Source organism: Pseudoduganella lurida (assembly GCF_007830455.1).
GTDB lineage: Bacteria > Pseudomonadota > Gammaproteobacteria > Burkholderiales > Burkholderiaceae_D > Rugamonas > Rugamonas lurida.
On sequence record NZ_VLLB01000005.1, the window covers coordinates 383,216 to 407,110 of the forward strand.

The 23,895-nt window shown below is 64.1% G+C and carries 24 protein-coding genes and 1 tRNA gene; 15 read left to right on the top strand and 10 right to left on the bottom strand.

The features are described from left to right. Positions 1-10 precede the first annotated feature (10 nt). The 3 genes from IP91_RS16445 to IP91_RS16455 are packed head-to-tail and all read left to right on the top strand — an operon-like array spanning position 11 to position 2,723. The gene (locus IP91_RS16445) at positions 11-1,228 is read left to right on the top strand and encodes an ABC transporter permease subunit (RefSeq protein ID WP_145650150.1); all 1,218 of its coding nucleotides are present in this window, start codon (positions 11-13) and stop codon (positions 1,226-1,228) included. Positions 1,229-1,233: 5 nt separating this feature from the next. Continuing rightward, positions 1,234-2,001 carry an ABC transporter ATP-binding protein gene (locus IP91_RS16450; RefSeq protein WP_371860630.1) on the top strand — a complete coding sequence of 256 codons (768 nt, stop codon included), beginning with the start codon at positions 1,234-1,236 and terminating at the stop codon, positions 1,999-2,001. Beyond that, on the top strand, positions 2,001-2,723 hold the full coding sequence (locus tag IP91_RS16455; protein WP_145650152.1) for an ABC transporter ATP-binding protein: 723 nt from the start codon (positions 2,001-2,003) through the stop codon (positions 2,721-2,723). Before IP91_RS16450 ends, IP91_RS16455 begins: the two co-directional genes overlap by 1 nt. A gap of 212 nt (positions 2,724-2,935) precedes the next feature. Here the strand turns inward: IP91_RS16455 and IP91_RS16460 are convergent, their stop codons facing one another. After that, positions 2,936-3,517: a phasin family protein gene (locus IP91_RS16460; RefSeq protein ID WP_145650153.1), complete on the bottom strand. Its 582-nt coding sequence runs from the start codon at positions 3,515-3,517 to the stop codon at positions 2,936-2,938. A gap of 303 nt (positions 3,518-3,820) precedes the next feature. Here IP91_RS16460 and IP91_RS16465 point away from each other — a divergent pair, with 303 nt between their 5' ends. Continuing rightward, on the top strand, positions 3,821-4,519 hold the full coding sequence (locus tag IP91_RS16465) for a nitroreductase (RefSeq protein WP_145650269.1): 699 nt from the start codon (positions 3,821-3,823) through the stop codon (positions 4,517-4,519). A gap of 180 nt (positions 4,520-4,699) precedes the next feature. Then, complete coding sequence (locus tag IP91_RS16470; RefSeq protein WP_145650154.1) at positions 4,700-5,851, top strand: serine hydrolase; 1,152 nt, start codon at positions 4,700-4,702, stop codon at positions 5,849-5,851. Here the strand turns inward: IP91_RS16470 and IP91_RS16475 are convergent. Further along, positions 5,830-6,612, bottom strand: a complete 783-nt coding sequence (locus IP91_RS16475; RefSeq protein ID WP_145650155.1) for an IclR family transcriptional regulator — start codon at positions 6,610-6,612, stop codon at positions 5,830-5,832. The genes IP91_RS16470 and IP91_RS16475 overlap by 22 nt on opposite strands. A gap of 175 nt (positions 6,613-6,787) precedes the next feature. Here IP91_RS16475 and IP91_RS16480 point away from each other — a divergent pair, with 175 nt between their 5' ends. From IP91_RS16480 to IP91_RS16515, 8 genes are all read left to right on the top strand, one after another. Next, positions 6,788-7,174, top strand: a complete 387-nt coding sequence (locus IP91_RS16480) for a diacylglycerol kinase (RefSeq protein WP_145650156.1) — start codon at positions 6,788-6,790, stop codon at positions 7,172-7,174. 107 nt (positions 7,175-7,281) lie between these two features. Beyond that, positions 7,282-8,277, top strand: a complete 996-nt coding sequence (locus IP91_RS16485; protein ID WP_145650157.1) for a sulfate ABC transporter substrate-binding protein — start codon at positions 7,282-7,284, stop codon at positions 8,275-8,277. A gap of 13 nt (positions 8,278-8,290) precedes the next feature. After that, positions 8,291-8,866, top strand: a complete 576-nt coding sequence (locus IP91_RS16490) for an RBBP9/YdeN family alpha/beta hydrolase (RefSeq protein WP_145650158.1) — start codon at positions 8,291-8,293, stop codon at positions 8,864-8,866. Between the two features lie 17 nt (positions 8,867-8,883). Then, positions 8,884-9,522, top strand: coding sequence for a peroxiredoxin (locus IP91_RS16495; RefSeq protein ID WP_145650159.1), 639 nt, complete (start codon positions 8,884-8,886; stop codon positions 9,520-9,522). Positions 9,523-9,792: 270 nt separating this feature from the next. After that, positions 9,793-10,602, top strand: coding sequence for a sulfate ABC transporter permease subunit CysT (cysT, locus tag IP91_RS16500; protein WP_199754627.1), 810 nt, complete (start codon positions 9,793-9,795; stop codon positions 10,600-10,602). Further along, on the top strand, positions 10,599-11,492 hold the full coding sequence (cysW, locus tag IP91_RS16505) for a sulfate ABC transporter permease subunit CysW (protein ID WP_145650161.1): 894 nt from the start codon (positions 10,599-10,601) through the stop codon (positions 11,490-11,492). Before cysT ends, cysW begins: the two co-directional genes overlap by 4 nt. A gap of 16 nt (positions 11,493-11,508) precedes the next feature. After that, on the top strand, positions 11,509-12,591 hold the full coding sequence (locus IP91_RS16510; RefSeq protein WP_145650162.1) for a sulfate/molybdate ABC transporter ATP-binding protein: 1,083 nt from the start codon (positions 11,509-11,511) through the stop codon (positions 12,589-12,591). Then, a complete protein-coding gene (locus IP91_RS16515; RefSeq protein WP_145650163.1) occupies positions 12,588-13,520 on the top strand; it encodes a CysB family HTH-type transcriptional regulator in 933 nt (310 codons plus the stop codon). Before IP91_RS16510 ends, IP91_RS16515 begins: the two co-directional genes overlap by 4 nt. A gap of 336 nt (positions 13,521-13,856) precedes the next feature. Here the strand turns inward: IP91_RS16515 and IP91_RS16520 are convergent, their stop codons facing one another. The 6 genes from IP91_RS16520 to IP91_RS16545 all read right to left on the bottom strand — a co-directional run bounded on the left by IP91_RS16520 (position 13,857) and on the right by IP91_RS16545 (position 20,765). Then, positions 13,857-16,238, bottom strand: coding sequence for a TonB-dependent receptor plug domain-containing protein (locus IP91_RS16520; RefSeq protein WP_145650164.1), 2,382 nt, complete (start codon positions 16,236-16,238; stop codon positions 13,857-13,859). Positions 16,239-16,447: 209 nt separating this feature from the next. Beyond that, positions 16,448-17,494, bottom strand: coding sequence for an aldo/keto reductase (locus tag IP91_RS16525; RefSeq protein WP_145650165.1), 1,047 nt, complete (start codon positions 17,492-17,494; stop codon positions 16,448-16,450). A 13-nt stretch (positions 17,495-17,507) separates the two neighbouring features. Then, entirely contained in the window at positions 17,508-18,551 is a 1,044-nt protein-coding gene (locus IP91_RS16530) for a quinone-dependent dihydroorotate dehydrogenase (RefSeq protein ID WP_145650166.1), read from the bottom strand. Positions 18,552-18,619: 68 nt separating this feature from the next. Next, positions 18,620-19,369: an arginyltransferase gene (locus IP91_RS16535; protein ID WP_145650167.1), complete on the bottom strand. Its 750-nt coding sequence runs from the start codon at positions 19,367-19,369 to the stop codon at positions 18,620-18,622. 98 nt (positions 19,370-19,467) lie between these two features. Then, positions 19,468-20,196: a leucyl/phenylalanyl-tRNA--protein transferase gene (aat, locus tag IP91_RS16540; protein WP_145650168.1), complete on the bottom strand. Its 729-nt coding sequence runs from the start codon at positions 20,194-20,196 to the stop codon at positions 19,468-19,470. Next, positions 20,193-20,765, bottom strand: a complete 573-nt coding sequence (locus tag IP91_RS16545) for an NUDIX hydrolase (protein ID WP_145650169.1) — start codon at positions 20,763-20,765, stop codon at positions 20,193-20,195. Before IP91_RS16545 ends, aat begins: the two co-directional genes overlap by 4 nt. Before the next feature lie 160 nt (positions 20,766-20,925). Between IP91_RS16545 and IP91_RS16550 the strand changes: the two genes are divergently transcribed. After that, positions 20,926-21,002 (top strand) — tRNA-Met (locus tag IP91_RS16550). A 547-nt stretch (positions 21,003-21,549) separates the two neighbouring features. Further along, positions 21,550-21,840 carry a hypothetical protein gene (locus IP91_RS16555; RefSeq protein WP_145650170.1) on the top strand — a complete coding sequence of 97 codons (291 nt, stop codon included), beginning with the start codon at positions 21,550-21,552 and terminating at the stop codon, positions 21,838-21,840. Positions 21,841-21,874: 34 nt separating this feature from the next. Here IP91_RS16555 and IP91_RS16560 read toward each other — a convergent pair whose 3' ends face one another. Both IP91_RS16560 and IP91_RS16565 read right to left on the bottom strand, forming a co-directional pair. Next, on the bottom strand, positions 21,875-22,876 hold the full coding sequence (locus IP91_RS16560; RefSeq protein WP_145650171.1) for a MerR family transcriptional regulator: 1,002 nt from the start codon (positions 22,874-22,876) through the stop codon (positions 21,875-21,877). A 52-nt stretch (positions 22,877-22,928) separates the two neighbouring features. Beyond that, a complete protein-coding gene (locus IP91_RS16565) occupies positions 22,929-23,837 on the bottom strand; it encodes a DNA-3-methyladenine glycosylase 2 (protein WP_145650172.1) in 909 nt (302 codons plus the stop codon). Between the last annotated feature and the right edge of the window lie 58 nt (positions 23,838-23,895).

Below are 23,895 nucleotides of genomic sequence, written 5' to 3' on the forward strand. Positions count from 1 at the left end.
GGAGAACACGATGGCACTGCTCAATTTCGACAAGTCGCGCGATCCGAAGAAGGCCTTCGTCAGCATGGGCGTGGTGCTCGTGCTGATGCTGGTCTTCCCGTTTGTCGCGCAGCACTTCGGCAACTCCTGGGTGCGCATCGCCGACCTGGCGCTGCTGTATATCATGCTGGCCCTGGGCCTGAACGTGGTGGTCGGCTTTGCCGGCCTGCTGGACCTGGGGTACATCGCCTTCTATGCGCTGGGTGCCTACATGACGGGCCTGTTCGCCTCGCCACAGTTCGCGACGCTGCTGGAGTCGCTGATCAGCCTGCATCCCGGCTTCGGCGAGACGCTGGTGGCAATCCTGGGCGAGGATATCCGCACCAACGGCATCCACCTGTCGGTATGGTTCATCGTGCCGTTCGCGGCAGCGCTGGCCGGCATCTTCGGCGCGATCCTGGGTGCCCCCACGCTGAAGCTGCGCGGCGACTACCTGGCCATCGTCACGCTGGGCTTCGGCGAAATCATCCGCATCTTCATGAACAACCTGAACGACCCGATCAACATCACCAACGGGCCGCAGGGCATCAACCTGATCGATTCGATCCGCGTGTTCGGCGTGGACCTGGCCGGCGCGCCCGGTTCCAATTCCACGGTCGAGGTGGCGGGCTTCCAGCTGCCGTCAGTGAACGCCTACTATTTCCTGTTCCTGCTGCTGACGATCGCCACGATCTTCGTCACGTCGCGCCTGCAGCACTCGCGCCTGGGCCGCGCCTGGGTGGCGATCCGCGAAGACGAGATCGCCGCCAAGGCCATGGGCATCAATACCCGCAACGTGAAGCTGCTGGCGTTCTCGATGGGCGCCACGTTCGGCGGCGTGTCGGGCGCCATGTTCGCCTCGTTCCAGGGTTTCGTGTCGCCGGAATCGTTCTCGCTGACGGAATCGATCGCCGTGCTGGCCATGGTGGTGCTGGGCGGGATCGGCCACATCCCGGGCGTCGTGCTGGGCGGCGCGCTGCTGGCGGCACTGCCGGAAGTGCTGCGCCACGTCGTCGAACCGGTGCAGCAGCAGCTGTTCGGCAAGGTGCTGATCGAGGCGGAAGTGCTGCGCCAGCTGCTGTACGGCCTGGCGATGGTGGTGATCATGCTGTACCGCCCGGCGGGCCTGTGGCCATCGCCGAAGCACGAGGATCGTCCTGACGGCGACTCCGATACGAAAGAACAGTCGACGGGCGTGGTGGCGGCATGAGCGACATGAACGAAACGATCCTGAACATCGAAGGTGTCAACAAGCGCTTCGGCGGCCTGCAGGCGCTCACCGATGTGCGCATCAACATCAAGCGGGGCCAGATCTACGGCCTGATCGGTCCGAACGGCGCGGGCAAGACCACGTTCTTCAACGTGATCACGGGCCTGTACCAGCCGGACACCGGCACGTTCGAGCTGGCCGGCAAGCCGTATTCGCCATCGGCACCGCATGCGGTGGCCAGGGCCGGCATCGCCCGCACCTTCCAGAACATCCGCCTGTTCGGCGAGATGACGGCGCTGGAAAACGTGATGGTGGGCCGCCACGTGCGCTCGCACCAGGGCGTGTTCGGCGCCATTTTCCGCCACAAGGCCGCGCGGGAAGAGGAAGCGTCAATCCGCCAGCGCGCCCAGGAACTGCTGGACTTCGTCGGCATCGGCCAGTTCGCCAGCCGTACATCGAAGTTCCTGTCGTATGGCGACCAGCGCCGCCTGGAGATTGCCCGCGCGCTGGCCACCGATCCGCAGCTGCTGGCGCTGGACGAACCGGCCGCCGGCATGAACGCCACCGAGAAGCTGGCGCTGCGCGAGCTGCTGGTGAAGATCAAGGCAGAGGGCAAGACGGTGCTGCTGATCGAGCACGACGTGAAACTGATGATGGGCCTGTGCGACCGCCTCAGCGTGCTGGAATACGGCAAGCTGATCGCCGAAGGCCTGCCGCATGAAATCCAAAGCAACCAGGCCGTCATTGAAGCCTATCTGGGAGGATCGCACTGATGGTCGCGAATGTATTGAAGATCGCCGGCCTGAAGGTGGCGTATGGCGGCATCAAGGCCGTCAAGGGCATCGACCTGGAAGTCAATGAAGGCGAGCTGGTGACACTGATCGGCGCGAACGGCGCCGGCAAGACCACCACGCTGAAGGCCATCACGGGCACGCTGCCGGCCTGCAAGGTCGAAGGCACGATCTCGTACCTGGGCCAGTCGCTGAAGGGCACGCAGAGTTTCCACCTGGTCGAGCGCAAGCTGGCGATGGTGCCGGAAGGGCGGGGCGTGTTCACGCGTATGACCATCCAGGAAAACCTGATGATGGGCGCCTACACGCGCGACGACAAGGCCGGCATCGACGCCGACATCGCCAGGTGGTTCGACGTGTTCCCGCGCCTGAAGGAACGGGCCAACCAGCTGGCCGGCACCTTGTCCGGTGGCGAGCAGCAGATGCTGGCGATGGCGCGCGCGCTGATGTGCCACCCGCACCTGCTGCTGCTCGACGAGCCGTCGATGGGCCTGTCGCCGATCATGGTCGAGAAGATCTTCGAAGTGATCCGCGATGTGTCGAAGCAGGGCATCACGATCCTGCTGGTGGAGCAGAACGCCAAGCTGGCGCTGCAGGCCGCCGACCGCGGCTACGTGATGGACTCCGGCATCATCACGATGACCGGCAACGCCGCCGCCATGCTGGACGACCCGCGCGTCAAGGCCGCCTACCTGGGCGAGTAATACCGCCGTACATCGGGGACCACATCCCCGAATCTGCCGCTGAATCTGGCGGACAACACCACCAGACAAAAAAACACCCCGGTCAGGCCGGGGCGCGGGAAAGACATCCGCTGAGAGGATCCACGGATGCCGAGGAGACCTGAGACAGCGATGCTTCAGGCGTTGCTTCCGCGTGGAAGCCGCGCCCTGCCGGCCTGGGCCGGCACAATCCATTACTTGGCGACAGCGGCAGCAGCAGCAGCGGCCACCGGTGCCGACTTGACGGCGGCGGTGAACTGGCTGACGGCGGCGTTCACGTTGGCTTCGATCGCGTCGGTCGCCTGCTTCGTGGTGCGGGTGAACTGCTCGTAGCCGGCGTTGGCGCTGCCCAGAGCAGACTTGAACAGGGCGACGGCGTTTTCGCTGCCGGCCGGGGCGTTCTTGCTCACTTCGTCGACCAGCGAGATCACCTTGCGGTTCGTTTCCAGGATCTGCGCTTCGGCGGCCTTCGAGAACTCGGCGGCGGTGCCGGAAGCGATCGATGCCAGGTGACGGTTGTAGGCGATTGCTTTCTCGGCGGCCGGCTGGGCCTGGGCGGCGCTCAGCGAGAAGAACTCCTGCGGATCCTTGGCCGACAGCAGCTGCTTGGCGGTGCTCGAGGATTCTTCCAGCGAGGCCTTGGCGGCCGTCAGGTTCAGGTCGACCAGCTTTTCAACGCCTTCGAAGGCCTTGTTGGTCAGCGCCGAGAAGATTGCGAACTGGCTCTCGAAGTTGGCCTTCGTCGCATTGGAAAATTGCTCAGGAATCGAAAACATGTAGTTCTCCATTAAAATAATGTGGAATGAAAGCTTGTTGTAACCGGCTCCGAACGGCCATTGTGCAACGCAACATCGGCGATTTTACGGGTGCCATCGATTAAGTCAAGCGAATTTTGTGCGTTGCACAAAGCAACGATTCCAGCAAATGTAGGCGATCGATCCGGTGGCGACAAGGAGCAAACGGATTTTCTCACGCGGACGACTGTTATTTGTTTCCTAATGGAATTGATAGCGTTTGCAAGCCGTGTTTTGCATTGCACAAAAGCATTTTTAAGACTCATCCTGAACAGGAAAACAACGGTGATCACGAACTCCGCCCAGCAGGCCGTCGATGCCGCCATCACGTCGCGCCGTTCCATCCGCGCTTTCCTGCCCACGCCGGTCGCGCGGGAAGATATCGCCGCCATCCTGGAAGTGGCCAGCAGGGCGCCATCCGGCACCAATACGCAGCCCTGGAAAGTCCATGTGCTGACCGGTACCGCGCGCGAGGGTCTGTGCGCGGCCATTACCGCGGCCTACCAGGACCCGGAGCAGAACGGCCAGCACCAGGAGGAATATCCCTACTATCCCCGCGAATGGAAGTCGCCCTATATCGACCGGCGCCGCAAGGTGGGCTGGGACCTGTATGCGCTGCTGGGCCTCACGCGCGAGAACAAGGCGGGCATGGCGGCCCAGCACGCGCGCAATTTCACATTTTTCGACGCACCGGTGGGTTTGATTTTCACAATCGACCGCATCATGGAGCAAGGGTCGTGGCTGGACTACGGCATGTTTTTGCAGAATGTCATGATCGCGGCACGGGCCCGTGGGCTCGACACCTGCCCGCAGGCAGCGTTCACACAATTCCACCGCATCATTGCGGAACGGCTGGCATTGCCCGACAATGAAATGGTGGTGTGCGGGATGGCGCTCGGGGTTGCCGACCCGGACCGGATCGAGAACTCGCTGGTCACGGAGCGCGCGCCGCTGGCGGCCTTCGCCACGTTTGTCGGCGATTAGCGCCGGCAGTGCCGAAGGTGATGAACGGTTGCCAAGCTTCGTTGCAGCGACGCGTCAACAGGGGCGATTTCGTTTTCAGACTGGACACACTTCGTGCCCGGCAATGTGAATTCGCTTGCGGCCCCATCGCATTTTGCTACACTGCAACGACTGTTTTGGTGCTGAATCGGGGAAAAACTCATGTACAAGATGATCGTGACGGCGCTGATTTCCGCCCTGTGCGTGTCGGTGCCGGTAACTGCCGTGCAGGCAGCCGATGGCGCGAAAGCGAAGAAAACCGTCGTCAAGAAGGCCAAGGCTGGCAAGGTGAGCAAGGGCGGCGTGCGCCGCCTGGCCGCGGCCGAACCGCGCGACAAGGTGGTGCGCCGCACCGTGACCGTGCGCGGCAAGAAGAAGGTGGTGTACCAGCGCGTCACCACGGTGGCGGCGGCTGCCGTGCCCGTGGGCCGTCCCACGGTCGGTGACCTGGCCGGCCTGAACCTGACGCGCGATCCCCTCGACCTGAAATCGAACGTGGCCCTCGTCGTCGACCAGAACAATGCCGAAGTGCTGTTCGAGAAGAACGCCGGCGTCGCGTTGCCGATCGCCTCGATCACGAAGATGATGACGGCGCTGGTGGTCGTCGAGGCAGAGCAGGATCTCGATGAAGTCCTGACCGTGACGGACGAAGACGTCGACCGCGCCAAGTTCTCCAGCTCGCGCCTGACGGTGGGTGACCGCCTGACCCGCCGCAACATGCTGCATATTGCGCTGATGAGCTCGGAAAACCGTGCCGCCTCGGCGCTGGGCCGCAACTATCCGGGCGGCCGCGCGGCCTTCGTCGAGGCGATGAACGCCAAGGCGCAGGCGCTGGGCATGACGGACACCCATTACCATGACTCCACGGGCCTTTCCACGCAGAACGTGGCCAGCGCGCGGGACCTGGCCAAGCTGGCGATGGCCGCCTACGAACACCCGATGCTGCGGGAATTTTCCACCGACCCGAAAGCGGTCGTCGAGCGCAATGGCCGTCCGGTGCAGTTCGGCACCACGAACGGTCTCGTGATCCCCAGCTCGGGCTGGCAGATCGGCCTGCAGAAAACCGGCTTCATCAACGAGGCAGGGCGCTGCATGATGATGCAGGCCGTGATCGAAGGCCGCGCCGTGATCATGGTGCTGCTCGATGCGAAGGGCACCGCGGCGCGCGTGGCCGATGCAGTGCGCATGAAGAAATGGCTGACGGCGCTGCGCCCGGCGCAGTTCTCCACGCCATTCGCGCCGCAGTTCCCGGCAGCCGTCGGTGCGGCCGTGGGCAGCGCCGGCGCGATGACTCAGTCGGCTGCCGGCATGTAGCCGAGCGTGGCGGAGATCTGGTTGGCGGTATTGACCAGGTCGTCCAGCCAGTCTTCCTGCAGGCGGTCGGCCGGCGCCGAGATCGACAGGCCGGCCACCAGTTTGCCGCCATCGTCGCGAATGCCTGCCGCCATGCAGCGCACGCCCAGTTCCAGTTCCTCGTTGTCGCGCGCATAGCCGCGCGCCCGCACCAGCGACAGTTCGCGCTCCAGCCGCGGCAGGTCCGTGATCGAATTCTTGTTGTGTCCCGCCAGGCCCGTGCGCGTGGCATAGGCGCGGATCGCCTTCGGTTCGTCCACCGACAGGAACAGTTTCCCCGTGGACGTCAGGTGCAGCGGCCCGCGGCCGCCGATAGCGCGCACCACCTGCATGCCCGACCGTTCCGAGAAGGCCCGGTCGATGTAGACGATCTCGTCGCCCTGGCGGACCGACAGGTTGATCGTCTGCTGGGTTTTCTTGTGCAGTGCGCGCATGAAGTCCAGCGCCGCCTCCCGCACCGACAGCCGGCTCTTCACCACATTGCCCAGTTCCAGCAGCCGCATGCCGAGGCGGTAGGTGCCCGGTTCGATGCGGTCCACGAAGCGGGTGAGCACCATGTCGTTCAGGATGCGGTGCGCCGTGGAAGGGTGCAGGCCGGATTCCTTCGACAATTCCTTCAGGCTGACCGGATCCGGATAGCGGGCCAGCGCGTCGAGCAGGCTGACCATCCGTTCGATGACCTGGATCGTCGTCTTTTGTTCCCCAACGGGTTCGATTTTCATGATGTGGTTGGTGCGCTGCAGTAAGTACCTGGAAGCTTTATACCATGATGTGAAAAAATTTGAAATTAGGGGAGGCCCGGGGACGGTTGCACGCGCCATTCGCGACATCGGCATCCCGTAGCGGTACCCTCGCAACGCTGCACTATAATAAGCTCCCATTTCCCGAGCTTCTCCCATGACCCAACCCGTCAGCGAATTCAAGAGCAAGAGCGGCCTGCAGCGCATCGTTGCGGCCTGTGGGTATTCCATGCAGGGCCTGCAGTCGGCCTGGCGCCATGAACATGCGTTCCGCCAGGAGCTGATGGTGGCCGTGCCGGGCACGGTGATCGCCCTGGTGCTGCCCGTCTCCAGCTTCCAGAAGCTGCTGCTGATCGGGATGCTCGTGTTCGTGCTGATCGTCGAGCTGATCAATTCGGCCATCGAGGCCGTCGTCGACCGCGTGTCGCTGGAGCGCCATCCGCTGTCGAAGAACGCCAAGGACTTCGGTAGCGCCGCCGTGCTGCTCGCGTCGCTGCTGGCGGCCGCCGCGTGGGCCGTGGTGCTGTTCAACAGATTCTATTGATCCGGTGAACCTGATATAAGGTTTCGGCATAAGGAACGAACGAAATGTTCGTTCTTTTTTATAAGACTAAGGGCTACTCTGCGGTTTCCAAACATAAGGGGATTCAGATGCTGTCCAAGAAGCTTTCCGTACTTACCGCGGCCATCACCTTCGCACTGGGTGCCCAGGCGGCCGACATCACGCTGCTGAACGTGTCGTACGACCCGACGCGCGAGCTGTACCAGGACGTCAACACCGCCTTCGCGAAAGAGTGGAAAGCCAGGACGGGCGACAACGTCAAGATCAAGCAGTCGCACGGCGGCTCGGGCAAGCAGGGCCGCGCCGTGATCGACGGCCTGGAAGCGGACGTCGTCACGCTGGCGCTGGCCTACGACATCGATGAAATCTCGCAGAAGGGCCTGGTGAAACCGGACTGGCAGAAGCGCCTGGCGAAGAACTCCACGCCGTACAGCTCGACCATCGTGTTCCTGGTCCGCAAGGGCAACCCGAAAGGCATCAAGGACTGGGCCGACCTCGTCAAGCCGGGCATTGCCGTCATCACGCCGAACCCGAAGACCTCCGGCGGCGCACGCTGGAACCACCTGGCCGCCTACGGCTACGCGCTGCGCCAGCCGGGCGGCAGCGATGCCACCGCGCGTGACTACCTGAAGAAGCTGTACAAGAACGTGCCGGTGCTGGACTCCGGCGCGCGCGGCGCCACCACCACGTTCGTCGAGCGGGGCATCGGCGACGTGCTGATCGCCTGGGAAAACGAAGCCCTGCTGGCCATCAAGGAACTGGGTCCGGAGAAGTTCGAGATCGTGGCGCCGTCCGTGTCGATCCTGGCCGAACCGCCGGTCGCCGTGGTGGACAAGGTGGTCGACAAGCATGGCACCCGCAAGGTGGCCGAGGCCTACCTGCAATTCCTGTACACCGATGCGGCGCAGGAGATCATCGCCAAGAACTACTACCGTCCCACGGTGGAAAAGGAAGCGAAGAAGTACGCTTCCCAGTTCCCGAACGTGAAGCTGTTCACGCTGGCCGACGTGGCGGGCGACTGGACCAAAGCCCAGAAGACCCACTTCGCCGATGGCGGCGTGTTCGACCAGATCTACCAGAAATAGGCCGGGAGACGGCATGCCGGCAAGCCTGACGCCGTTTCGCGTGCTGGTCGCGCCGGGCCTGGATGACAGCGGCCCGGAACACTGGCAAAGCCGCTGGCAGCGCCTGTATCCGTCCTTCGAGCGAGTCCGGCAGGACGATTTCTCGCAGCCGGACCTGCCGAAGTGGAGCGCGCGCGTGGACGATGTCCGGCGTGCCTCTTCCGCCAGCCGTAGCCAGCCTGGCGGCACGCTGATCGTCGCGCACAGCTTCGGCTGCCTCGCCGCGGTGCACAGCGTGGCCCGCAACCCTGCCGGCATTGCCGGCCTGCTGCTGGTGGCACCGGCCGATCCCGACAAGTTCGGCGTGGCCGCGCTGCTGCCGCAGTCGCCGCTGCCTTGCCCCACCATCGTCATCGCCAGCACGGACGATCCATGGATGCCCATTGAACGCGCGCAGCGCTGGGCGGACCGCTGGGGCAGCACGTTCATCGACGCCGGCGCCCTCGGCCACATCAACGCCGACTCCGGCCTGCACGACTGGCTGTTCGGCCAGCAGCAGTTGCAAACGCTGGCCGAAGCGGCGCACAATGCAGGTCCGTTGTCTGCTTAACCAATCCGGAGACTTTCATGACCTTACGCCTTGGCGATATCGCCCCTGACTTCGAGCAGGACTCTTCCATCGGCCGCATCAAGTTCCACGAATGGGCGGGCGATTCCTGGGTGGTGCTGTTCTCCCACCCGGCCGACTTCACGCCGGTCTGCACGACCGAGCTGGGACTGACGGCGAAACTGAAACCCGAATTCGACCAGCGCAACGTGAAGGCGATCGCGCTGTCCGTCGATCCGGCCGACAAGCACAAGGAATGGATCAAGGACATCGAGGAGACGCAGCAGACGGTGGTGGGCTTCCCCATCATCGCCGATGCCGACAAATCGGTCGCCACCTTGTACGACATGATCCACCCCGAGCAGTCCGCCACCGCCACGGTGCGCTCGCTGTTCGTGATCGACCCGGCGAAAAAGATCCGCCTGCAGATCACCTATCCGATGAGCACGGGCCGCAACTTCGACGAGATCCTGCGCGTGATCGATGCGCTGCAGCTCACCGACAAGCACACCGTCGCCACGCCGGGCAACTGGAAGGATGGCGATGACGTGATCATCCCGCTGACGGTGCAGGATCCGGAAGTGCTCAAGCAGAAGTACCCGAAAGGCTTCACGTCGCCAAAGCCTTACCTGCGCCTGACGCCGCAGCCGAACAAGTAAGCACCGCGCAGCCGGCCCTCGACATCGGGGACAGCCACCTATTTCCGGGCAATCTTGCCCGGAAATAGGTGGCTGTCCCCGATTTTTCCTTATCTGTCCATTCATCTAAGCAAATGACTAAAGGTTCGTTTGGTTTATAACGACCAGATGCGAAACTTCGGGCCCAATATCCGAAAATGTAATAAGAGGGCCCCCATGTCTGCAGTACTGCCGGCCACAGCGCCGCAGCCGATACCGTTCGAAGCGAGGAAGCGGGCACCGTACCGGGTGATGCCCGGTTTTAACCTCTCGCTCGGCTTCACCATTTTCTACCTGACGCTGATCGTCCTGATCCCGCTGTCGGCGCTGTTCCTGAAGACCTTCACGATGACGTGGGAGGCATTCTGGAGCGCCGTCACGTCCGACCGCGTGATGGCCTCGTATCGCCTCACGTTCGGCGCCTCGCTGATCGGCGCCGCGATCAATGCCGTCTTCGGCTTCATCGTCGCCTGGGTGCTGGTGCGCTACCGCTTTCCGGGCAAGCGCTTCATCGATGCGCTGGTCGACCTGCCGTTCGCGCTGCCCACCGCGGTGGCCGGCATCACGCTGACGGCGCTGTATTCATCCAATGGCTGGATCGGCAAGTTCGTCGAAGGCACGCTGGGCATCAAGGTGGCATTCACGCCGCTGGGTGTGATGCTGGCGCTGACGTTCATCGGCCTGCCGTTCGTCGTGCGCACGGTGCAGCCGGTGCTGGAGGATGCCGAACGCGAACTGGAAGAAGCGGCCGCCTCGCTGGGCGCCTCGTCGTGGACGACGTTCCGCCGCGTGATCTTCCCGACCGTGCTGCCATCGCTGCTGACGGGCTTCGCGCTGGCGTTCGCGCGTGCCACCGGCGAATACGGCTCCGTGATCTTCATCGCCGGGAACATGCCGATGGTCTCCGAGATCACGCCGCTGTTCATCGTCACCAAGCTGGAACAGTATGACTACGCGGGCGCCACGGCGATCGCCGTGGTGATGCTGGTCGTGTCGTTCCTGATGCTGTTGGGGATCAATCTGCTGCAGGCCTGGGCGCGTGGCAAGGGCGGGAAAAAATGAGCACTGCGAATGTGGTAACCCCTGCCGTGCAAAAACGCGGCGAGCTGCCGACCGTCTCCGATGTGCTGGAGCCGCGCTGGGTGCGCTGGCTGCTGATCTTCGTCGCGCTGGCCTTCCTCACGCTGTTCCTGTTCGTGCCGCTGGTCGCCGTGTTTGCCGAGGCGCTGAAGAAGGGCACCGAGGTGTACCTGGAAGCGATCGTCGAGGACGATGCCATCGCCGCCATCAAGCTGACCTTGATCACGGCCGCCATCGCCGTGCCCCTGAACCTCGTGTTCGGCATCGCCGCATCGTGGGCGATCGCGAAATTCGAATTCCGCGGCAAGAGCCTGCTGCTGACATTGATCGACCTGCCGTTCTCCGTGTCGCCCGTGATCTCCGGCCTGATCTACGTGCTGCTGTTCGGCGCGCAGGGCTGGTGGGGCCCGTGGCTGGCCGAGCATGACATCAAGATCCTGTTCGCCGTGCCGGGCATCGTCATCGCCACCGTGTTCATCACGTTCCCGTTTGTGGCGCGCGAGCTGATCCCGCTGATGCAGGCGCAGGGCAGCGAGGAAGAGGAAGCGGCCGTGGTGCTGGGCGCCTCCGGCCTGCAGACCTTCTTCCGCGTGACGCTCCCCAACATCAAGTGGGGCCTGCTGTATGGCGTGATCCTGTGTAATGCCCGCGCGATGGGCGAGTTCGGCGCCGTGTCCGTCGTCTCCGGCCACATCCGCGGCGAGACCAACACGATGCCGCTGCAGGTCGAGATCCTCTACAACGAATACAACTTCGTCGCGGCCTTTGCCGTCGCCTCGCTGCTCGCGCTGCTGGCGCTGGTGACGCTGGCCCTGAAATCCTTCATCGAGTGGCGCCTGCACGAATCGCGTGCGGACGACACGGACAACTAATACGGCGGGAACCAACATGACGATCGCAGTCAAGAACATCAACAAGCGCTTCGGCGACTTCGTGGCACTGAACAATGTCTCGCTGGACTTCCCGGCCGGCGAACTGACGGCGCTGCTGGGCCCCTCCGGCTGCGGCAAGACCACGCTGCTGCGCTGCATCGCCGGCCTGGAACACCCGGACTCGGGCCAGGTGCTGCTCGATGGCGAGGATGCGTCCGACCGCCACGTGCGCGAGCGCCAGGTGGGCTTCGTGTTCCAGCACTACGCGCTGTTCAAGCACATGACCGTGTTCGAGAACGTGGCGTTCGGCCTGCGCGTGAAGCCGCGCGCCCAGCGTCCTTCCGAAGACCAGATCCGCCGTAAAGTGAAGGACCTGCTGGAGCTGGTGCAACTGGACTGGCTGGCCGACCGCTATCCGCCGCAGCTCTCCGGCGGCCAGCGCCAGCGGATCGCGCTGGCCCGTGCCCTCGCTGTGGAACCGCGTGTTCTGCTGCTGGACGAGCCGTTCGGCGCGCTGGACGCGAAGGTGCGCAAGGAACTGCGCCGCTGGCTGCGCCGCCTGCATGACGACCTGCACGTGTCGTCGATTTTCGTGACGCACGACCAGGAGGAAGCGCTGGAAGTGGCGGACCAGGTAGTGCTGATGAACAAGGGCACCGTCGAGCAGATCGGCACGCCGGACCAGGTGTACAACCATCCCGCGTCGCCGTTCGTCTACGGCTTCCTGGGCAATGTGAACGTGTTCCATGGCCGCGTGAATGGTGGCGTGCTGGCCAGCGAAGGCGTACAGCTGGACGTGGCGGGCCACGATGGCGTGCGCGATGGCGTGGATGCGAAGGGCACGGCGTACGTGCGGCCGCACGAGATGGATGTCGAGCGCTATGCGGCCGGCGCGGAAGGCATCGTCGTCAAGCTGCGCCGCGCCCATGCGATCGGTCCGCTGGCCCAGCTGGACCTGGAACGCGCCGACAACGCGCAGATGATCGAGGCCACGATTTCCAACGAGCGCTTCACCAGCCTGGGGTTCAAGGAAGGCGAGACGCTGGTCGTGCGGCCGAAGCGGCTGCGTGTGTTCGTCGATGAAGGAGCGTCATCATGAATTTCCAGCAGCTGCGATCCATCCGCGAGGCGGCCCGCCGCAACTACAACCTGACGGAAGTGGCCAACGCGCTGTTCACGTCGCAGCCGGGCGTGAGCCGCCAGATCCGCGAGCTGGAAGATGAACTGGGTGTCGTCATCTTCGAGCGCAACGGCAAGCGCCTGACGGGCCTCACCGAGCCGGGCAAGGGCATTTTGAAGATCATCGACCGCCTGCTGATCGAGGCGGAGAACCTGCAGCACGCCAGCATGGAATACAAGGGCCAGAGCACCGGCACGCTGACGGTGGCTGCCACGCACACGCAGGCCCGCTACGCGCTGCCGCGCGCCGTGTCGCACTTCCGGCATGCGTTTCCGGACGTGCGCATCGCCCTGCAACAGAGTTCGCCCGAGCACATCGCCGAGTGGGTCCTGTCCGGCAAGGCCGATATCGGCATCGCCACCGAGGGCCTGTCGCAGTTCCCGGACCTCGTGTCCTTCCCTTGCTACCGCTGGAGCCACCTGATCGTCGTCCCCGACAACCACCCGCTGCTGGCGCGCACGCCGGTGCGGCTGGAAGACCTGGCCGAGTTCTCGCTGATCACGTACGACGTGGGCTTCACGGGCCGCGGCCACATCGACGATGCCTTCGACAAGGCCGGCGTGCGGCCGGACATCGTCCTGACGGCGATGGATTCGGATGTGATCAAGCAGTACGTGTCGCTGGGGCTGGGCGTGGGCATCGTCGCCTCGATGGCGTTCGACCACGGTCGCGACAAGGGCCTGCGCGCCATCGAGGCTTCGCACCTGTTCGCGTCGAACACCACGCGCCTGGCCGTGCGGCGCGGCGCCTATCTGCGCCAGTATGCCTACGAATTCATCTCCCAGTTCGCGCCGGAGCTGAAGCGCGGCGATATCGAGCAGGCCCTGCTGGGCAGCGAAGCCGCTTGACCGTTGCATCTCCACCACGGCTCCCCACGGGGACTGTCCCCTTTTTCCGGAAATATTTCCTGAAATCGGGGACAGTCCCCTTTTTTAAGAAATATTCTTGCAACAATGCGCGGCCGCCGGCTCAAAGGAGACCGTGCAACGTCGCGTCTGACCACGTTGCTTAAGGCTTCAGACTACATGCTGAAATCGTCGTTTTGGGGCTAAAAACAACAAGGGGACAGTCCCCGTTTTTTGGAAATATTTCCTGAAAAAGGGGACTGTCCCCGAGTTGGGGAAATGTTTGAAGGATGAAAAAAATCCCGCGCGAGCGGGATTTTTCGTTGCGGCGGACGCCGGTTACCAGCTGTAGCCGACCTTCGCGTAGTAGAACCGGCCATTGAAGCCCGCTGGCGAGAAGTTCGAGTACGGGTAGATGCCGTTCGTGTTCAGGTTGCCGGCGGTGGTGGTGTCGTCCGGGTAGCTGTCGGTCACGTTGTCGATGCCGGCCGTGACGCGCCAGTTCTTCGCGAAGCGCACCGTGCCCGACACGTCCAGCACCCACTGGCGGCCGTATTCCTGGTCCAGCGCCGCGTTGTTCTGCGGGACCGTGAACTTGCCGTAGTTGGTGGCGAGGGCGCGCGCGCTCCAGGTGGCGGCCGTGTAGTCGGCGCCCAGGCTGAACTTGTCCTTCGGCGAGCCGACCGTGTTGCGCAGGATCGACTGGCGGTCGATCAGCAGCAGGTTGTTGGCGGTCAGGACGGCCGGGTTGGCGGCCACGTTTTCCACTTGCGTCTTGTTGTGGTTGTACGCGGCCGTGAAGTCCACGCGGTCCGTGTTGGCCAGGTTCCAGCGGTAGGTGCTGACGATGTCCACGCCCGTGGTCTTGGTGTCGATCGCGTTCGTGAAGTAGCGGCCCGCGCCCACCTGGATGCCCTGCGTGGCCAGCACGTTGCGCAGCGCCTGCGGCAGCGTCATGTTGGCCGACAGCGCGATGCGGTCGTCCACGAAAATGCGGTAGACGTCGACCGTGGTATTGAAGTTGCGGGTCGGTGCCAGCTGCAGGCCGATGCTGTAGTTGCGGGCTTTCTCGGCCTTCAGCGGCGTGGCGCCGAGTGCCCGAGCGGCGGCGCTGTCGACGGCGAACGTGCCCGTCTCGATCGGCGTATTGGTGCCGTTCACGACCGCGAAGTTGGTCGTGGTGATGGTGTAGAACTGCTGCGCCAGCGACGGTGCGCGGAAGCCGGAAGAGGCGGTACCGCGCAGCGACACCTTGTCGTTGAACGCGTAGCGCGTGGACGCCTTGGCGGACGTGGTGCTGCCGAAGTCCGTGTAGTGCTCATAACGGGCAGCCAGCGCGCCGGACCATTGCGGCGTGATCTGCGCTTCCAGGTTCAGGTACGCGGACTGGTTGCTGCGGCTGTTCTTGCCCGCGTTGACGGGGCGGAAGCCGGAGAAGCCCTGCGAGCCGGAACCCATGTACGACGCGGCGTCGCCCGCTTCGATCTCGTACGATTCATGACGCACTTCCAGGCCGGTCGCTACCGTCAGCGGACCGGAGAACGCGGCGACCGGAATCTCGCGCGCCAGGTCGAAGTTGGCGACGGACTGCGTGTTAATCAGCTTACCGAGGTGGAAGTGGGTCGGGCTCTGCGCGCCGAGGTCCTGGTTGACGGTGTTGTCGATGTCGAGCCAGAAGCTGTTGCGGCCGTAGTCCAGGCTCGCGTCCCAGCGCCAGCCGGCCAGGTCGCCCTTGAAGCCGGCGACCAGCGATTCGTCCGTGGCCGTGCTGTTCTGCAGCGGCAGGAAGCCGTTCGGAAACAGCGGGGTGCGCCGCACGCCGCCGTTCAGTGCCGTGCGCCACGTGGCGGCGGCTTCCGAATCGCGCTCGCCGTACTGGCCGAACGCGTAGAAGTCGGTGTTCTCGCCGACCTGGATCTGCGAGTTGAAGAAGATATTGCGCGGCTTGGTGTCCGAATCGCCGTAGCGCTGCGTGACCTGGCCGTACAGCGGCTCGGCCGGATTGCGGGTGTCCGCGCCGGCGCGATTCGTCGGCTTGCGGTTCGCGGCTTCGACGGCCAGGCGCACCCAGCCCTTGTCGCCGATCGCGAAGCCGCCGTTGGCCTTGACCGTGGTCTGTTCGCCGTCGCCTTCCTTGTACTCGCCGTAGCCGATTTCGACGTCGCCGCCGTTCGGCCCTTTTTTCAGGATGATGTTGACCACACCGGCGATCGCATCGGAACCGTATTGGGCGGCGGCGCCATCGCGCAGCACTTCGATGTGGTCGATCGCGGCCAGCGGGATCGCGTTCAGGTCGACCGGCGCGGAGCCGCGGCCGGCCGTGCCGTTGACGTTGACGACGGCGGAGGCATGGCGGCGCTTGCCGTTCACCAGCACCAGCACCTGGTCCGGCGCCAGGCCGCGCAGCTGCGCCGGGCGCACTGCATCGGAGGCATCCGTGCCGGAAGGGCGCGGGAAGTTCATCGACGGCAGCACGCGCGACAGCACGGTGGCCAGTTCGGACGAGCCGGTCGATTGCAGTTCTTTCGTGCCGATGATGTCGATCGGCGATTCGGAATCGGCGGTGCGGCGATTCTTCGCATACGTGCCGGTGACGACGACGGTCTGCAGGTCATCGGCCGGTGCTGCCTGCTGCTGTGCCGAGGCGGGGACTGCGGTGGCTGCGGCGATCAGGGAAAGAACGAGGAGGGAATGCGGGGAATGCTTGTAGCGAGTGCTCATCAGGGTGGGGTTCGGATTGACGAAAGCTCTATATTAATCGTTGCACCTCATGGCACGAACGATTTGTATGCGCTTTGCTTATGCCCGAGTCGCATATGGGAGACACTTGCTTGCATCGTGAAAGTTTAAAGGGGACAGGCACCTATTTCTGAGCAATACGCGTGTTGCTCAGAAATAGGTGCCTGTCCCCGATGTGGTCGCCGATGTATTTACTGCCCCGGATTGGTGATGCGGGCGTGGATCGCGTCGATCGCTTCGAGCACCTGCTGCGGCAGCTGCGTGTCGTAGGCGTCGATGTTTTCCTTCAGCTGGTCCAGCGTGGTGGCACCGATGATGGTGGAGCCCACGAACCAGCGCGAGTAGCACCAGGCCAGCGCCATCTGCGTCGGCGTGAGGCCGTTCTCGCGCGCCAGCTTCGCGTACTGCGCCACGGCTTCCAGCACGGCGGGCCGCAGGTAGCGCGGGCTCCAGGTCGGCGGATACAGCGTCAGGCGGCCGGCGGCATTCGGGTTGTCCAGGTACTTGGCCGTCAGCTGGCCGAACGCCAGCGGGCTGTAGGCCAGCAGCGTCACATCTTCGCGGAAGCAGGTCTCGTCGAGGAAGCTGGTTTCGTAATGGCGGGCCGTCAGGTTGTACAAGTTCTGGATGGTGGCGATGCGCGGCAGGCCTTTCAGTTCGGCCTGTTTGATGAATTCCGAGACGCCCCAGTTCGATTCGTTCGACACGCCGATGTGGCCGATCTTGCCCTCGTCGACCAGCTTGCCCAGCGCGGCCAGCGTGTCCTCGATGGCAACCGATGCACGTTCTTTTGCCGGATCGAACGCGTTCGCGCCGAAGATCGGCACGTTGCGGCTCGGCCAGTGCAGCTGGTACAGGTCGATGTGGTCCGTCTGCAGGCGCTGCAGGCTCGTCTCCACGGCGGCGCGCAGGTTCTGCTCGTCGAAGTTCTGCTGGCCGCCGCGGATCCAGTGGATGCCCGGGTTCGGGCCGGCCGCCTTCGTGGCCAGCACGATGTTGTCGCGCTGGCCGCTCTTCTTCAGCCACGTGCCGATGTAGCGCTCCGTCGCGCCCTGCGATTCGGCGCTCGGCATCACCGGATACATCTCGGCGGTGTCGATGAAGTTGATGCCCCGTTCCAGTGCATAGTCGAGCTGCGCGTGCGCATCGGCTTCCGTGTTCTGCCGGCCCCAGGTCATGGTGCCCAGGCAGATCTTCGTCACGTCGACATCGGTGCGGCCCAGTTTGATCTTGTCCATCTTGTTCCTTTTATCAGGGTTGACGCAGTGCGTTGGCGCAGTCGCGGATCAGCGCGGGGCCGGCGTAAATCAGGCCGCTGTACAGCTGCACGAGCTGGGCGCCGGCGGCGATCTTGGCCTGCGCATCCTGGCCGCGCATGATGCCGCCCACGCCGATGATCGGCAGCGCGTCGCCCAGCTCCGCCTTCAGCAGGCGGATCACGCGGTTGGAACCTTCGAAGACGGGCGCGCCGGACAGGCCGCCCGCTTCGGCGCCATGCTGCATGCCTTCCACGGCCGTGCGCGACAGCGTGGTGTTGGTGGCGATCACGCCGTCGATGCGGTGGCGCACCAGCGCATCGGCGATGTTCTTCACCTGCTCTTCGTCCATGTCCGGCGCGATCTTCAGCGCCAGCGGCACGTAGCGCTTGTGCTGGTCGGCCAGGCGCGCCTGTGCATCCTTCAGCTGGGCCAGCAGGCCATCGAGTTCGGAGCCGCCCTGCAGCTGGCGCAGGTTCTTCGTGTTCGGCGACGAGATGTTCACCGTCACATAACTGGCATACGGATAGACCTTCTGCAGGCAGTGCAGGTAATCGTCGGCGGCGCGCTCGATCGGCGTGTCGGCGTTCTTGCCGATGTTCAGGCCCAGCACGCCGTCCTTCTTCTGGAAGAAGCGCGACGACTGCACATTCGCGACGAAGGCATCCACGCCGCCGTTGTTGAAGCCCATGCGGTTGATGATGCCGTGCGCGGCGGGCAGGCGGAACATGCGCGGCTTCGGGTTGCCCGGCTGGGCGCGCGGCGTGACCGTGCCGATCTCGATCGAGCCGAAGCCCAGGTCGGCCAGCGCGTCGATGTAGGTGCCGTCCTTGTCCAGGCCCGCGGCCAGGCCCACCGGATTCTTGAACAGCAGGCCCATCACCGTACGCGGATCGGGCTTTGGCGGCTGCACGATGGCGCGCGTGAGGCCCAGGCGGGACAGGCGTTTCAGGTTGTCGAGCGTAAGATGGTGGGCGGCTTCGGCGTCCATCGAGAACAGCGCCGGACGCGCGAGGGAATACAGGAATTTGTCGGACATGGGCAATCGGAAGTAAGCCGGGAACGACCCGGCGAGAGAATTGCCCGCCATTCTACCTTGCCGGAAGATTATGCCGGCGAGCCGTCGTCCATTCGCGGCATCACCGCCCACACGCCCTTGCGGCGCGCTTCCAGCGGCTGGAACTTGATTTTATAGCTCATCTTCGGGCTTTCCTCGATCCAGTAGCCCAGGTACACATAGGGCAGGCCCAGCTCGCGCGCCTGCTCGATCTGCCACAGCACGTTGTAGGTGCCGTAGGAGGCGGCCGGCACGTCCGGATCGAAGAAGGTGTAGACGGAGGACAGGCCATCGGACAGCACGTCGATGATGGACACCATGCGCAGCGTGCCGTCCGGCTCGCGGAACTCGACGAGGCGCGTGTTGACGCGGCTCTGCAGCAGGAACTGGGCATACTGGTCGCGGCTGTCCTGGTCCATGCCGCCGCCGGCGTGGCGGGTGCTCTGGTAGCGCAGGTACAGCGCGTAGTGCTCGTCCGAGAAGGACAGCGTGGCCACGCCGGTGCGCAGGTTGTCGTGGCGGGACCAGGCGCGGCGCTGGCCGCGGGTGCGCACGAATTCCTGCGCCACCACACGCACGGGAATGCAGGCCTGGCAGCCGTCGCAGTACGGGCGGTACGTGAAGATGCCGCTGCGCCGGAAGCCGTTGCGTACCAGTTCCGAATAGACATCGGCATTGATCAGGTGCGAGGGCGTGGCGACCTGCGAGCGGGCCTGGCGCGTGTCCAGGTAGCTGCAGGGGTAGGGCGCCGTCGTGTAGAACTGGAGCGCGGCAAAAGGAAGGTCGTTCAGCTGCGTCATGCAGAACCTGTTATCGGTGGCGTTGTCACGGATGGAGGAGTGCTCACATCATAGCGCTTTCGCGCCAGGCCTGCGTGGCAGGGCCGTGCGCGGACCGTTCAGCTGCCGGCCACCACGGGCGGCACCGGCTGCCAGTCGCGGATGCGCGGCCTGGCGATGGCGTGCTTCAGGTGCGCCAGGAAGGCGGCGCGGGGAATCGGGCGGGCGCCCAGCGAGGCGAGGTGTCCCGTCTCCTGCTGGCAGTCGATCATGCGCACGCCGTGCTGGACGAGGAAATGGACAAGGTAGGCGAGCGCGATCTTCGATGCGTCCGTCACGCGCGCGAACATCGATTCGCCGTAGAACATGCGGCCGATCGAGACGCCGTAGGCACCGCCCACCAGTTCGCCATCGAGCCACACTTCCGACGAGTGCGCGAAGCCCAGCCCGTGCAGGCCCGTGTAGCCGCGGATGATGTCTTCCGAGATCCACGTGCCGGGCCCGTCGCGGCGCGGTGCGGCGCAGGCCCGCATCACCTGCTCGAACGCGCTGTCGAAGCGCACCTGCCAGCGGCCGTCGGTGCGGCCGCTTTTCTCCACTTTCTTGAGCGTCTTCTTCAGGCTGTCGGACAGCTTGAACTCGTCCGTATGCAGCACCATGCGGGGATCGGTGCTCCACCACAGGATTGGCTGGCCTTCGGAAAACCACGGGAAGATGCCGCGCTGGTAGGCGGCCAGCAGCCGCTCCGGCGACAGGTCGCCGCCGGCCGCCAGCAGCCCCGGCGCCTCGGTGGTCAGCGCCTCGGAAACGTCGGGGAAGGGCGTGTGGGCGCCGAGCCAGGGAATCATGGTTCGATGCGCATGGGCCGCGTGATGTCCTGCGTGTGGAAGCCGTAGCTGCCGCCCTCGCGGATGCGGGCGCGGTCCGCAAAGAAGCATTCGAGCGTGGTGCGGATGGTGGGGAATGCCAGGTCGTCCCAGGGGATCTGGCTCTCCGTGAACATCTGCACGTCCAGGCTTTCCTCGCCTGGCGCGAAATCGAGGTCGCGCAAGGTCGCCAGGTAGAACATGTGCACCTGGTGGACGTGCGCCACGTTCAGCAGCGCGTACAGGGGACCGAGTTCGATGTTGGCACCGGCTTCCTCTTCCGTTTCGCGCTGCGCCGCCTGGGCGGTGGTCTCATCGTTTTCCATGAAGCCGGCCGGCAGCGTCCAGTAGCCGTAGCGTGGTTCGATCGCGCGTTTGCACAGCAGTACCTGCAGCTCGCCGTCGCCCTCCCACACGGGAATCGAGCCGATCACCATCTTCGGATTCTGGTAGTGGATGGTGGCGCAGTGCGGGCACACGTAGCGGGGGCGGTTGTCCCCGGCCGGGACCATCAGCTCGACCGGATGAGCGCATTCGGAGCAGAATTTCATAGTTCGACGTCGGTTGTGGTTTGCTTACTTTACACCGTTTGGCGGGGTGCGCGGAACGCCCGGGACGGCGCGGCTGACGAATATAGCAGGTCTATCATGCGCAATTCGAGGATCAATATTGCCTAAATGCGTTATGTGCCGTATAATTCGTTTCATCAGACGCGGGGTGGAGCAGTCTGGCAGCTCGTCGGGCTCATAACCCGAAGGTCACAGGTTCAAATCCTGTCCCCGCAACCAGAATTCGAAAAACCGCCGGTGTTCCAGCTCCAAGCTGAACCCGGCGGTTTTTTTTCGTGCGTATTTTTCGTCCTGCTTTTGCATCGATCGGGACAATTCGTTCTACACTTGCCAATCCGTAAATCTTTCGGGGCCGGCATGCATCCTCTCATGCAGCATCGAATTTCTCCTTCACCCTGGGAGGCGGCCTGCTGCATGCTGCAATATTCTTCGCGGGATCAAGGCAGCTGCCTGAAACTGCATCGTCTTCGCGCCAGCGTTATTCGCGGCTGATATTCATTGCCTTGCCACCACCGCCCGCACCGGCATCGACGGCCAATAATCAGGTCAAGGCTCCGAAACCCAAATCGCCCTGGAATGAGCCACCACCCGCAAAGACGGCGTTGATAGCGTCTGTTTCCACGCAGGAACCACTTGAGCAGGCGCCGGATCCATTCGAAACCCAACCCCTGCTCGATATCGGGCGTCTGGTAAAGGCGCTGCCCGCGCGGAACGCGAAACGCGCCCGGCCGACGACAGGCCGGTATATGGCCGCTCGCGTGAATCGATGAAAGAGGTTTTGGATCGGGCATTCACGAAAGCCAGGCTGGCCGTGCCGCCGAAATGGTGTGAAGCGGCGCGCATCGAACGGATCAGCGCGCCGAACGATCCGAAGGAGGTCTATCAGATCACCACCGCCTTCGGGATCTACTGCATGTATTACCCGGACAAGATCAACGATATCGGCGGGGCCGGCGCCAATCGAGTGCAGACGTCGCCCATCGTCGTGCACTGTGTCCTCGCACCATCAATTAATTCATGCCAATCTCCGGTCTGTTCAAGCTCGGATTTGGCATGATCGACGGCCGACCACCCCCCTGGATCGCTGCCGGTTAGCGGTGGATGCGCAGCCAGCCGACCATCTCCGCCGTCATGCCGCGCCCGATTTGCAGCAGCGGCTCATTGTCGAGCGCAGCCCGGAAACGCGGCAGCGTGGCGGGATCGTCGCCGATCATGTCGTGGAATAAGGCCTGCCATTGCTGCGCAATATGAACCGACTCCGGTGCCTGGCCGCCGGGGTCGGCATTGAATTGCCGACGTATTTTCTCGATGAGCGGAAACCATTCATTGCCGCGGCTGCGCTGGTGACGCCGCATGCGCTCCACTTCATTCGGCTGCAGGTATTTGGCATAGGCATCGAGTTTCAGTTCGCCGATTATCTCCGCGACATAATGTCGTAACGCCGGACTGATGCCCGTGCTTTGCTGGATTGCCGGTTCATTCATGTGCATGATATCGAGCCGCGCAATGATCGAAGCATTGCCATGGGTGCCGCGATCGAGCAATGTCAGCCAGCGCTGGCCCAATTGCTTTGCTTCGAGACTGGCCGGCAAAGCGCCTTCGCCCCTGATTTTCTCGACCTGCGCCACCAGCGCCGCCCATTCGGCGCGAATCGCCTCGTCGTGATAAACGGGCAGGTTGGCCAGTTCTTCCTTTGAAAAATAGTTGTCGTACATTTTCATCTGCTCCAGTGTGGTCAGCCAGTCGGCCAGTTCCGGTTGTTCGCCACGGGCCAATTGCGCATGCAGCTGCTGGAGGTGCGTGCGCATGCGCGCCGCTTCCTGCAATTGCCGGTCGAGCGCCGCCAGCTGGCGTTCGACGATGGCGAGGGCGGAGGTGCCGGAATGGTCGATGAAATGTCCGATGTCGGCCAGCGGCATGCCGAGCTGGCGCAGCGCCTGGATCTGCTGCAGGCGGGCCACGTCGTCGCGGTCATACAGCCGGTAGCCGGCATCGGAACGGCCCGAAGGTTGGAGCAGGCCGATGTCATCGTAATGGTGCAGCGTGCGGACGGTAATGCCCGCGTGGTGTGCCAGTTGGCCAATCTTCAGCATCGTCAGCTCCTCGTTCGGTCAGGCGATCGTGAAGCCTGACGTGGCGTGAGGGTCAAGGACTATCTTTGTCGGGGTCGGCCAGGCTGGCCCACAGATGAGCCGCCGCCATCGTACGGTGCGGCCGGTATTGCTGCAAGAGCTGCTCGGTGCGCGGGATGGTGGGCTTGCTGTCCTCGCCCAGCAGGTGCTGCAGGGCGGCGCGGATCGCCACATCGCCATGCAGCGAGCAGTCGGCATGGCCATAGCCGCGCAGGAGGGCATAGTTGACGGTCCACGGGCCGATGCCTTTCACGGCGAGCAGTTGGGCGGCGATGTCTTCGATGCTGTGAGTCGGCCCCGGATCGAGATCGAGTTCGCCGCCGGCGACGAGGGCCGCCAGGCGCAGCAGCGTTTCCGCTTTCGCGCGCGAGAATTTTCTGCCGGTGAGGTCGTCGACCTGAAGACGCGTGACATCGGCGGCCTCCGGATAGCACCACAGGCCGCTGCGATGCTGCCGGCCCGCCAGCAGGATGAACGTGCGGCGCAGCGCGATGGCAAACGACAGGTTGATCTGCTGGCCGATGATGGCCCAGGTAAGCGCTTCGAACACGGTGGCCGACTGCACGATGCGCAGGCCGGTCTGGCGCTGCACGAGCGTCCCGAGCAGCGGATCGGCCGCGGCAAACGCGCAGAACGGCGCCGGGTCGATGCGCAGGCCCAGGATGCCATCCAGTGCAAGTTCGATGTTACGGCGCAGTCGCGGCGTGACCTTGCCATCGATATCGGCTTCACAGACCGCCTCGCAGACCGCTTCAGTCGCATCGAATGTCACGCCCAGCACCACCGGCACCCCACCCAGCATCACCCCCTTGCGCAGCGAGCGCTCGCCCACCTGCTCCGCCACGCTCTCCGTATCGCGGCGGTGGAAGGCCAGCACGTCTTGCACGCGGTAGCCGGGAGGAAGGGGAATGCGGTAATTCATCTACGTATGGCTGAGTTCGTGTCCACTTCGGGGTCAGGCACCGAACGAGACACGGCGC